This is a genomic window from Aeromonas sp. MR16 (assembly GCF_022549315.1).
GTDB lineage: Bacteria > Pseudomonadota > Gammaproteobacteria > Enterobacterales > Aeromonadaceae > Aeromonas > Aeromonas aquatica.
This window is the reverse complement of record NZ_JAKZFK010000001.1, coordinates 274,257-285,011: the sequence shown is the minus strand read 5'-3', so window position 1 is coordinate 285,011 and position 10,755 is coordinate 274,257. Positions and strand designations below refer to the sequence as shown.

8 protein-coding genes are annotated in these 10,755 nt (G+C 56.0%); all 8 read right to left on the bottom strand.

Features of this window, described 5'->3' with window-relative positions:
* Positions 1–15: 15 nt before the first annotated feature.
* Entirely contained in the window at positions 16–663 is a 648-nt protein-coding gene (locus tag MM194_RS01150) for a thiopurine S-methyltransferase (RefSeq protein ID WP_241342363.1), read from the bottom strand.
* Between the two features lie 205 nt (positions 664–868).
* Positions 869–2,233, bottom strand: a complete 1,365-nt coding sequence (locus tag MM194_RS01145; RefSeq protein ID WP_241342362.1) for a leucine-rich repeat-containing protein kinase family protein — start codon at positions 2,231–2,233, stop codon at positions 869–871.
* A gap of 833 nt (positions 2,234–3,066) precedes the next feature.
* The gene (locus tag MM194_RS01140; protein WP_241342361.1) at positions 3,067–3,537 is read right to left on the bottom strand and encodes a hypothetical protein; all 471 of its coding nucleotides are present in this window, start codon (positions 3,535–3,537) and stop codon (positions 3,067–3,069) included.
* 89 nt (positions 3,538–3,626) lie between these two features.
* Positions 3,627–4,541, bottom strand: coding sequence for a DUF4365 domain-containing protein (locus MM194_RS01135; protein ID WP_241342360.1), 915 nt, complete (start codon positions 4,539–4,541; stop codon positions 3,627–3,629).
* Positions 4,542–5,646: 1,105 nt separating this feature from the next.
* Complete coding sequence (locus tag MM194_RS01130; protein ID WP_033129582.1) at positions 5,647–5,919, bottom strand: hypothetical protein; 273 nt, start codon at positions 5,917–5,919, stop codon at positions 5,647–5,649.
* Between the two features lie 393 nt (positions 5,920–6,312).
* On the bottom strand, positions 6,313–7,902 hold the full coding sequence (guaA, locus tag MM194_RS01125) for a glutamine-hydrolyzing GMP synthase (RefSeq protein ID WP_033129583.1): 1,590 nt from the start codon (positions 7,900–7,902) through the stop codon (positions 6,313–6,315).
* A gap of 68 nt (positions 7,903–7,970) precedes the next feature.
* Positions 7,971–9,434 (bottom strand): IMP dehydrogenase, encoded by a 1,464-nt coding sequence (gene guaB / locus MM194_RS01120; protein ID WP_033129584.1) that lies wholly within the window; start codon positions 9,432–9,434, stop codon positions 7,971–7,973.
* A 264-nt stretch (positions 9,435–9,698) separates the two neighbouring features.
* Complete coding sequence (locus MM194_RS01115; protein ID WP_241342359.1) at positions 9,699–10,334, bottom strand: YitT family protein; 636 nt, start codon at positions 10,332–10,334, stop codon at positions 9,699–9,701.
* Positions 10,335–10,755 lie beyond the last annotated feature (421 nt).

The following is a 10,755-nucleotide window of genomic DNA, read 5'->3' as shown; positions in this document are numbered from 1 at the left end:
TTTCAAGGCTGCGACTCAGGCGCGGCGAGTCAGACGGTAGGCCACTTCATCGAAGTAGGAAAGCTGGCCGGATTGCACCCTGGGGTGATCCAGCTCGGCCGACCGACCCAGCACCTCCACGCTAAAATCGCGCTCGAACAGGCCGCGCACCTCCATCTCCCCCACCGAAAATGGCGGCTGTTGCTGCTGCTCGGGCTGATATTCCAGGGTCACCAGCAAGACTTGCCCATCCGGCTCGATGAGGCGGCTCATCAGCTCCGCATATTGGCGGCGCATGGGGGTTGGCAGCGCGATGAGCGCGGCCCTGTCGTAGGCCAGTCGGTAGCGGCGGTCCAGCTTGGGAGCCGCGAAGAAGTCCCCCTGATAGATGCGCAACGTCTCGTGCTGATGGCACTGGTAAGGTCCGGCCTCGGTCACCGTCTCGGTCAACCCGTTCTCGCGAAAGAACTGGCCGATGGCGAGCTCGGAAAGTTCGAAGCCATCGATGGGATGACCCTGCCGATTGAGCCAGAGCATGTCGCCAGACTTGCCGCACAGGGGCACCAGCACGGGTTCATCCCCTTTTCTGGCCGACCACGCGTCTTGCAACCAGCGATTGAAATCCGCCTGATGAAAGCCTATCCGGTTCTCTTTCCACTTCTGATGCCAAAACGCCGCTTCCATCATCGTCCTCCTGTCATGTGCAATGATGCATCAATATCACAACTTCACCGGGGCGGTGCAAGCCTTGTCGACCCTGGCCCGCCCATTTCATTGGGGCATCGCCAGCAGCATTAAATGTGCATTTACTTCACCTTTACAGGTGCGTTTGACTACTTACTCGCCATCTTGCAACGTTTTATCTGCAGGACTCACCACCCGCAGCCGTTTATGCCATGAATGGTGCCATCTCGGCCCTCAACGGCAGCTGGATCTGACCAAGTCGGGCATCGATCTCGGCAAAACTCGGCCGCAGGGCCGTCTCCGGGCGCTGGCATTCGTTAGCCAGTCGGTGAAGCACCTCGCACGCGGCCGCTGTCGCCGGGCACAGCGCCAGCAATTCTTCGAGCAGGCAGCCAAAGGCGCGCACCTCCAGCCGCTCCAGCCCGGTTGCCAGCAGCGGCATCCCCAGCGGGTAGAAAGAAGAGGCGCCAAAGTCCCCGAGCAGGGCGCGGCCCCGCCCGTCGTGCAAGATGTTATGGCCGTAGAGATCCCCGTGCATGACGCCCGAGCGGTGCAGATGAGCCGCCGCAGAGGCTATCTGGCTGGCCATCTCCAGCGCAGTCGCCAGGGTGAGAGAGAGCCCGGCCGGATAAACATCCCGGGTGCAGGAGTCGAGGCTGGGGGGCCCGGCCAGGTTCACAAAGGCCGGGTCAATGAGCGCCATCCCCAGGGCGGGAATGCCGGAGGGGTGATCGCTCACCCGACCCATCACCTCGATCAGCGCCGGATGCCGACCCACCGCCATGGCGGCCGTCATCTCGGCCGCCGGCAGACCGTCGCTGGTCATGGCTCCCTTGAACAGCTTGAGTGCCAATTCCTGCGGCTGCCCCGCTGCTTGCCCCAATTTGGGGTGCCAGTGGGCCCGGTGAATGGCGCCGGATGCCCCCTGCCCCAGCAGCTCACCCACTTCTAGCGCTTGCCAGGGAATGTCATCGACGTCGACCTCGGTGCCGACCTGCTGCTCCCACGTCTCGGCGAAGGGATTGCCCGAATAGGCGAGCCAGGAGAGCCGTGGCAGGGAGAGCAGCCACTCGGGCAACGCCTCTAGCCGGTTGGCGGCGATGCGCAGCAACTCGAGCTGCTGGCAGTTGGCGAGAGTCTCTGGCAAGGCGGTCAGCTGATTGCCCGCCAGCATCAGCTTCTGTAGGGAGGTGCACTGACCCAGTTCGTCCGGCAGGCGCTCGATGGCGTTGTCGGTCAGGATCAGCCAGCGCAGCCTGGCGGGCAGCGAGTGGGGGGATACCACGTCGATCCGGTTGGCCTTAAAGCCCACCATGGAGAGCGCAGGGCAGTTCCCCAACACCTCGGGCAGCGCGGTAAAGCGGTTCTCGGAGCAGAAAATGATGCGCAGCTTGGTGCATTCGGCCAGCGCGTCCGGCAACTCGCTAAGCTGGTTACCGGTAAGATCCAACACCTCCAGTGTCTCTTTGAGGCTCAAAATCTCGAGGGGGAAAGTCGTCAGATTTTCAGAGAGCTTGAGGTGACGAGCACCGTTCAACTCGCCAGCGCGCAGCTGTTCCAGGGTATGCATAACCATTTCTCAATCTTGTCGTGGCCCTGCTTAGCGACACTAAAGCAGACCATATGGCACCGCCGGACATGGGCCCGGCGGTTATAAAGGGGGCATTATAGAGAATTGGGATCGAGATCGCCTGTTTTGTTACAGATGGCCATTACATCGCCATACAAACGTGCCACCCAAGATTGATGGCACGCAGGCCTTGGCGAGCCACTGACACAATTGCAGCTCAGATGGCCCTAGGTCCTGCTGCAAAAAGGATCTGTCACGTACACCAACGGTGATCAACCAGATGTTCGGCGACACAAAGGCCCCGAATCTCCCATTTCCGCGCATATAAGCAGTGCCAACTTCCAGATCAGCGTCTGGCGAGCGTCATCGGCAACCACAGGCCGCCCGCGCCGTGGGCCTGGTGGGAAGCGGCAAGCTCGGCGGCTATCGGGCGAGACCCGCAAACAAGCGATACACGCCTGGGGAGCGGCGAGGTATGAGTGAGGTAGGTACTGTGATGCTCTGCCTGACAAGGGAAATGCAGAGCCTGCGGTCATAAGGCAAGAGACCATCAGATATCGCCGGACAGTCGTCCGGCGATATCAAGGGGGTATCGTAGTGTTCGGACATCAGTGTTCCACGACCACAAAGATTTTGAAAGCAAAGCCAATGCAGCATGGCTGACCCAAGATCATGAATGCCTTGTGTATCCATAGCTCTCGTTTATGTAGCCTAACGCCCGCCTAAGGCGGCTGGCAGCGCATAACAAACAAATTCGAACACAACAACCATAACCACTGCGGCTCAATGGGACTGGAAACGCCACGCGTTGACAATCTCTCTTGAGGCGTTTGTTAAATGCACAATTGCGATGCGCGTTTAGTGTTCTCATCATACTCCCAAAGCTCGACATCATTTGGGATTAAGTGCTTATAAGTTCGGATATAATACTCAGCTAAAGTCTCATTTCTCTTTGCGCTGAAATCATGAAGTACAAACATAATTTTTCTAAATCCTGTTGGAGCAGTGAAAAAGTAGTACATTGCTTCATTCCATACAGTCAATTTGGCGCTAGGAACATTACCACCTGCTGTCCATTTATGAGCCTTACACTCGACGATGATCTGTTGTTCAATACAACCGAGGTCGAACGCATGTTCTTTCTTCAAGTTTGCAACGCCTACTGCAATTTTCACGTTGGGAGTAAGTTTTATACCTTTATTAATAAAAAACTTTGATGCAGCAGATTCAAATTCACGACCTACATCGGCATTGGATTTCGAGCCTATTCTCTGAAAAGGTTTGTTCATAACTTCCTCGTGCATTTAACGCCACCATCAACCGCCCGTTTGGAACGGAGTGTAGCGCAGTGCATAGCGGGTCGGCTTGGCAGGCATTGTTAGGGCTTACATGTTCATTTGCTTAGTATGTGATCCGACACTACGAGGAAAGCACGTCCCAATTCATTAAGTTTTAGCTCGAGTCTATAAGCTTCTACTTCACCACCACCTTCCGCATAAGGGTAGATTGTATTCGGATCTTTTTGATAATAAACACCATTGTCTTCATCGATTGCACAGCTTAGTGCTTCTCTCCAATCTTCTTCGCCATAATCGTCACAATTTTGCTCATAAAATTCCTCGTCGATGACAGGATGGCACCAAGGAAATAGTGCAATAGCTAACTCCCGAACATTAAATCCCGTATAGAGCTGAAACCATTCTTTGACTAGGGTTTCCTCTCCGTCTTTGTTGTAGATATATACCTCTACCGGAGTGCGTCCCAATGACTTATTGATCCACTCCTCTAACTCTAAAGAGACCTTACCCCCATCTGCTATATGCCTCATGAGGGGTTCATCAATAGTGAGCTTCCTAAACCGCTGCTGCTCTGGAGTGCCTTCAAATAGTACTACCAGTTCATTAATTGATCTTTCACCAAATACATTTGACTTGGGTATTTCTACCTTCCAGCCTTTACCTGTTCTAGAAACTGTTTCTTCAGTTATAACTTGCCAAAAGGTTTTATTAATTCCTGGGAGGTGAGCAACTAATATCACTGGTAATGAATGGCTAGTCCAGTAGTCAAGATGTGTAGTATTTCCATAATAAGTGAATGAGTTTTCTTTTTCTTTAAAGTGGCTTGGCCCTGTCTTTATTTGCAGCGCGAGTAATTTTCCGTCGGGATTTCCTTCTTGCACCCGCTCTAGGTGAGCGTCTATTCCCATATCCATTATAGGTTGTTCGCGAAACACCCAGCCCAGTTCATTGAGAACAATGCGTTCAACCTCATTTACACCCAGTCGCTCTATCGGTTCGTAGCGTGGCATACTGTCTCCGGTTCCTAATGCTTTGGGTAAGCTGCTGAGACTGAGCGCAGCGTAGTACCGGTCAGCTTCACCCAATTTGATAATGGTCATCAAAAAAATAGGCAGCTGCTAAAAAAATGACCAAATAGGATAGAAGTGATCTCCTTCTCGTCTTCTTCAGTTTTTCCTTCAGTTTTTCCTTCAGTTTCAACTCATACTCCTATATTCGACAGAAAATGTAACAGAGATTAGATAAAAGGCAGCATTGATCCAATAGCATAACCGTCCGTATCACTCCGTTTCATCTTCATAGCCACCTAAAAAACTCATTTTAAATCATATCATTACCAAACTGTCACTGATATCTGAATGTATTCGCCTGACTTCCTCTTTTGGCTCGATCACTTACACCGAATGAAATACAGAAAAGAAACCAGCCATGGAAAGCGGCACCAAACCCCGCCTGCGTGAACAAGTCAGTAAAGTAATGCGCTTACATCGCTACAGCATCCGACCAGAAAAGTCCGACTGATACTGGATCCGCTGTTTCATACACTTCCATCCACTGCGACACCCAATAGAGCTCGGCTTACCCGTGCCATTGCCAAATTACACTCAAGCTACCGCCCGACAGCCTCCAGTCTGCTCGATGTCTCTGACCTGACTCATAGGTGACTCCAAATAGGCCATTTCCAAACGACTATCCTAGCGAGCAAAGCAGATAAGCAAAAGAGGGAGATCGTCGTTTCCCAAGCAAGATCAATAAATTAACCCATCTTGGGAGGAGCATCAGCAACTCGCATCAATATGGGACATCGAAACGGCGGGTATCCTGAACCATTCCTGGTACAACTCACGATGGACAAGGTTGCTCCCCGCCCCTGGCTGGAGAGATAACAGTCTGCCGTCATGTGCGGAATCGATAAATGATGATCCGCTGATCGACTCAGGAACTCACTACGACAACGTTGGCAACACGACCGCTAACCCCTGCGCCCGAGGCCAAAGTTACTCGCAAACACTTGGAAAAAGAAAAGACGCCACAAGGGCGTCTTTTTCATTGGTGAGGTTTGGAGGCTAACCGGTCGGTGGCTTCACCTCCTCCCCGGCTCACCCTTCTGCCGGATCAGATCGGGGTGATGGAGGTGATATGGGCTGAACCATCCAGAGACTGGAAGATCTGTACCACAGCTTCCCCGTGGATCGGGTTGGGCAGCGGCACCGTGCTCTTGCATTTGAAGCGGTAGTTGGTGCCAGCTACCACCTGGGTGGAGACTTCGAAGGGTTGGTACTGCACCCCCACAAATCCTTTCAGCGCAGCATCGAATACCGCCTGATCTTTTGCGGTCAACTTGTGATATGCCGTCCATCCGCCAACAAGCACTGCTTGTTCTGACATAACAAACCCTCCGTGATTACTTACCCTACTCGTATGGCTGTTCGGGATCCGCCCCGTTTATTCAAGTGGTTTCCAGACTCCACCGGAGTGGCATACCGAAGGCCTGACGGTATGACCATGTGCCATGTTGCTTTTGTTAAAACGAGCGCTGGCACTTCCCTTCTCTGCACTTTGCCACGACGTCCGTCTCACAACGGCCAGCCTCAATTGGCATGAATTAGCGTAGTGCTGGATCCATAAAGCGCCCCCTGTCACATATGACAGGGGCAGATCAGCGATAGAGGGTGCTCAAACCAGAAAGATGTTGCACGCAAACGATTGAAAAAAGAAAAGACGCCTCAAGGGCGTCTTTTTGACAGTTTTGCGTTATCGGCAGGAAGAGGCGTTAGCCGCTTATTCCCACTCGATGGTGGCGGGCGGCTTGCCGGATACGTCGTACACCACGCGGGAGATGCCGTTGATCTCGTTGATGATGCGGTTCGACACGTGGCCCAGGAAGTCATAGGGCAGGTGGGCCCAGTGAGCGGTCATGAAGTCGATGGTCTCGACGGCACGCAGCGCAATGACCCAGTCGTATTTGCGGCCATCGCCCATGACGCCGACGGAGCGCACCGGCAGGAAGACGGCGAACGCCTGGCTGACCTGGTTGTAGAGGTCGGCCTTGCGCAGCTCTTCGATGAAGATGGCATCGGCCTTGCGCAGCAGCTCGCAGTACTCTCTCTTCACTTCGCCGAGCACGCGCACACCCAGACCCGGACCCGGGAAGGGGTGACGGTAGAGCATGTCGTAGGGCAGGCCCAGCTCCAGACCGACGCGGCGCACCTCGTCCTTGAACAGCTCGCGCAGGGGCTCCACCAGACCCATCTTCATCTCGTCCGGCAGGCCGCCGACGTTGTGGTGAGACTTGATGACGTGGGCCTTGCCGGTGGCGCTGGCAGCCGATTCGATGACGTCCGGGTAGATGGTACCCTGAGCCAGCCACTTGGCGTTTTTCAGCTTCTTGGCTTCGTCGTCGAACACTTCCACGAAGGCACGACCTATGGCCTTGCGCTTGGCTTCCGGCTCGTCGATACCCGCCAACGCGGACAAGAAGCGATCTTCGGCGTCGACCTTGATGATATTGAGGCCGAAGTGATCACCGAACATCTCCATCACCTGGGCGCCTTCGTTCAGGCGCAGCAGGCCGTTGTCCACAAACACGCAGGTCAGGCGATCACCGATGGCACGTTGCACCAGCATGGCGACGACGGAGGAGTCCACGCCACCGGAGAGGGCCAGGATCACCTCATCGTCACCCACCTTCTCGCGGATGCGGGCGACGGCGTCATCGATGATGGTGGCCGGGGTCCACAGGCATTCGCAACCGCAGATGTCCTTGACGAAGTGCTCCAGCAGACGGGCACCCTGACGGGTGTGGGTCACTTCCGGGTGGAACTGCACGCCGTAGAATTTCTTCTCTTCACAGGCCATGGCGGCATGCGGGCAGGTAGCAGTCTGGGCGATGGTGGTGAAACCGGCCGGGATCTCGGTGACCTTGTCGCCGTGGCTCATCCAGACGTCCAGCAGGGCCTGGCCGCTCGGTGCGATGGCGTCTTCGATGTTGCGCAAGAGGGCGCTGGTCTGGCCGGACTGACCCAGCACTTCGACCTGGGCATAGCCAAATTCACGTTCGGTGGAGGATTGCACCTTGCCGCCGAGCTGCTCGGCCATGGTCTGCATGCCGTAGCAGATGCCGAATACCGGCACGCCGGCGTTGAACACGTACTCGGGGGCACGGGGGCTGCCGGCCTCGGTCACGGACTCGGGGCCGCCAGAGAGGATGATGCCGTTGGGATTGAAGTCGCGGATCTGCGCTTCGGTCACATCCCAGGCCCAGAGCTCGCAGTAGACACCGATTTCACGGACACGGCGGGCGATAAGCTGGGTGTACTGAGAACCGAAATCCAGGATAAGGATACGGTGAGCGTGAATATTGTTAGTCATTTTATTCCTGCATCAGGCTGGTGTGGGGATAAAAAGGATTAAAGAAACGGGGCCAGTGCCCCGTTTTATCAGCCCATCCGATAGTTGGGGGCTTCTTTGGTGATGGTCACGTCGTGGACGTGGGACTCTTTCATCCCGGCGCCCGAGATACGCACGAACTCGGCCTTGGTGCGCATCTCATCGATGGTGGCACTGCCGGTCAGGCCCATGGAGGAGCGCAGGCCGCCCATCTGCTGGTGAATGATCTCTTTAAGGCGGCCCTTGTACGGCACGCGCCCTTCGATCCCTTCCGGCACCAGTTTGTCGGCGGCGTTGTCGGTCTGGAAGTAGCGATCGCTGGAGCCCTTGGACATGGCGCCCAAGGAGCCCATGCCGCGGTAGGACTTGAAGGAGCGGCCCTGGTAGAGCTCGATTTCACCCGGCGCCTCTTCGGTACCGGCGAACATGGAACCGACCATGACGCAGCTGGCGCCAGCGGCGATGGCCTTGGCCAAGTCGCCGGAGAAGCGGATGCCGCCATCGGCGATCACCGGGATGCCGGTGCCTTCCAGCGCATCAACGGCGTCGGAGATGGCGGTGATCTGGGGTACGCCGACACCGGTCACGATGCGGGTAGTACAGATGGAGCCCGGACCGATACCGACCTTGACGGCATTGACGCCGGCAGCGACCAGCGCCAGGGCGCCAGCGCCGGTAGCCACGTTGCCACCGATGATCTGCAGGTCAGGATAGGCTTCGCGGGTTGCCTTGATGCGATCCAGCACGCCCTGGGAGTGGCCGTGGGAGGAGTCAATCAGCAGCACGTCCACACCGGCTTCCACCAGGGCGGCGACGCGCTCCTCGTTACCGGCACCAGCACCGACGGCGGCACCGACGCGCAGGCGACCACGCTCGTCTTTACAGGCGTTCGGCTTGCGCTCGGCTTTCTGGAAGTCTTTGACGGTGATCATGCCCTTGAGTTTGAAGTCGGCATCGACCACCAGCACCTTCTCGATACGGTGCTTCTGCATCAGGGCAACCACCTCTTCACGAGGCGCCCCTTCACGCACGGTGACCAGACGATCCTTCTGGGTCATGACCTGTTCGACGGTCTGGGAGAGATCGATCACGAAGCGCACGTCACGGCCGGTGATGATACCGACCAGAATGTTGCCCTCGGTCACCACGGGGTAACCGGCGAAGCCGTTCTTGAGGCTCAGCTCCTTGATCTGGGCAATGGTCATGTCGGGACGTACGGTGACCGGGTCGGAGACGACGCCGCTCTCGTACTTCTTGACCTTGCGCACTTCGAAGGCCTGTTGCTCGATGGACATGTTCTTGTGAATAAAACCGATACCACCTTCCTGGGCCAGTGCGATAGCCAGACGGGCTTCGGTCACTGTGTCCATGGCAGCGGAAATCATCGGAATATTCAGGGAGATAGCAGACGTGAGCTTGGTGCGCAGGTCAGCGGTATTCGGAAGAACAGTGGAGTGTGCTGGAACCAACAATACATCGTCGAAGGTCAGCGCTTCTTTGGCAATCCTGAGCATGGCAATATCTCACCGTTGTGGAAGTGGGGGTGGAAAATATTGCCGACAAATTTTACTCATGCATTGGCCAGTGGTAAAGAAGTATTTTGAATTTTTTATGGTGTAGCCCGGTTTAACGCCGCCAACGGGGCAAAAAACCAATAAATTCAGCTGTAACCATGGCGTTTTCCACGACAAGATGATCTTTTTTGCCGTTGGGGGCTCTTCTGTCTCGAACCGCCCGATCCGGATATTTTTGTACCATCCGCTCCTCTCCTCCGACCCTCAGCTCCCCTGATAACGGCCGGGCTTGTGCCAGTTCATCAGCATGGCGTTCATGGCAAGTGCACTCAGGGTGGACCAGAGCAGCAGGGGCAGCGGCAGCGTGAGCAGCGAGAGGACAAATACCAGCACGTCGAGCAGCATCTGGCTCTTGCCCGCGTTGATGCCGGCGCGGCGCTGCAACCAGAGCGTTACCACCCCTATGCCCCCGACTGAGGCGTTGTGGCGGGCGAGCGATAGCACCCCCATGCCGAGGAAGGTGCCCCCCACCAGGGCGGCAAACAGCGGGTGTATGTAGCTCACCGTCAGCAGCAGCGGCACCCCCTGGGTCGCGGCCGAGAGCGCTACATTGACCACCAGCGTCTTGAGCATGAAGTCGCGCCCCATGGTGAAGTAGCTGAACACCAGAAAAGGCAGGTTGGCGAGGAAGAACAGCACCCCGATGGGCAGGCTGCTGACATGGGCGAGCAAGAGCGCGATGCCGGCGATACCGCCGGTGATCATACCGGAGCACTTGAGCAGATTCAGGCCCACGGCGATAAACATGACGCCGAGCACCATGCCGTACACATCGTCCTTGAGGGTATGGGCCAACCCCTTGCTCGCAGCAAGCGGCTGCATGGTCATTTCACCTTCCATATGACTCCTTTTGATAACCAATAACACAACATCGAATGCTGCCTGACGGCCGATAAGGCGCCGCGTGCGACAAAAATGGGAGGCTTGCCCTGTCCATGGGGTTAGCCCGCTACAAACTGCAGCAAAAACAACGCCAATCGAAACAAGAATTCGACAAATGCCATATATTTGGATTTATGTTCCGTAAAGGATAAAAATTCAAGGTGATAACACCAGGTTGAAAACGGCCGGATCCGGCGAGCCAGCATATTTGCGAGGTCGGCGGCCAAGGGGCCCCATGGCGTCTCTCGCGGGACACGCAAAAATGGCCACCCCCCTTGCCCCATCAGGCTTGGCGCCATACATGAGAACCAGAAGACACCCGTACGCGACGGCATTTTCAGGGTCAATGGAGGCTCAGCCATTTAATAGCGGCGCACCA

Coding starts and splice junctions, on each gene's coding strand:
- MM194_RS01150 (WP_241342363.1), bottom strand. CDS start 663: ATGGAAGCGGCGTTTTGGCATCAGAAGTGGAAAGAGAACCGGATAGGC.
- MM194_RS01145 (WP_241342362.1), bottom strand. CDS start 2,233: ATGCATACCCTGGAACAGCTGCGCGCTGGCGAGTTGAACGGTGCTCGT.
- MM194_RS01140 (WP_241342361.1), bottom strand. CDS start 3,537: ATGCACGAGGAAGTTATGAACAAACCTTTTCAGAGAATAGGCTCGAAA.
- MM194_RS01135 (WP_241342360.1), bottom strand. CDS start 4,541: ATGCCACGCTACGAACCGATAGAGCGACTGGGTGTAAATGAGGTTGAA.
- MM194_RS01130 (WP_033129582.1), bottom strand. CDS start 5,919: ATGTCAGAACAAGCAGTGCTTGTTGGCGGATGGACGGCATATCACAAG.
- guaA (WP_033129583.1), bottom strand. CDS start 7,902: ATGACTAACAATATTCACGCTCACCGTATCCTTATCCTGGATTTCGGT.
- guaB (WP_033129584.1), bottom strand. CDS start 9,434: ATGCTCAGGATTGCCAAAGAAGCGCTGACCTTCGACGATGTATTGTTG.
- MM194_RS01115 (WP_241342359.1), bottom strand. CDS start 10,334: ATGGAAGGTGAAATGACCATGCAGCCGCTTGCTGCGAGCAAGGGGTTG.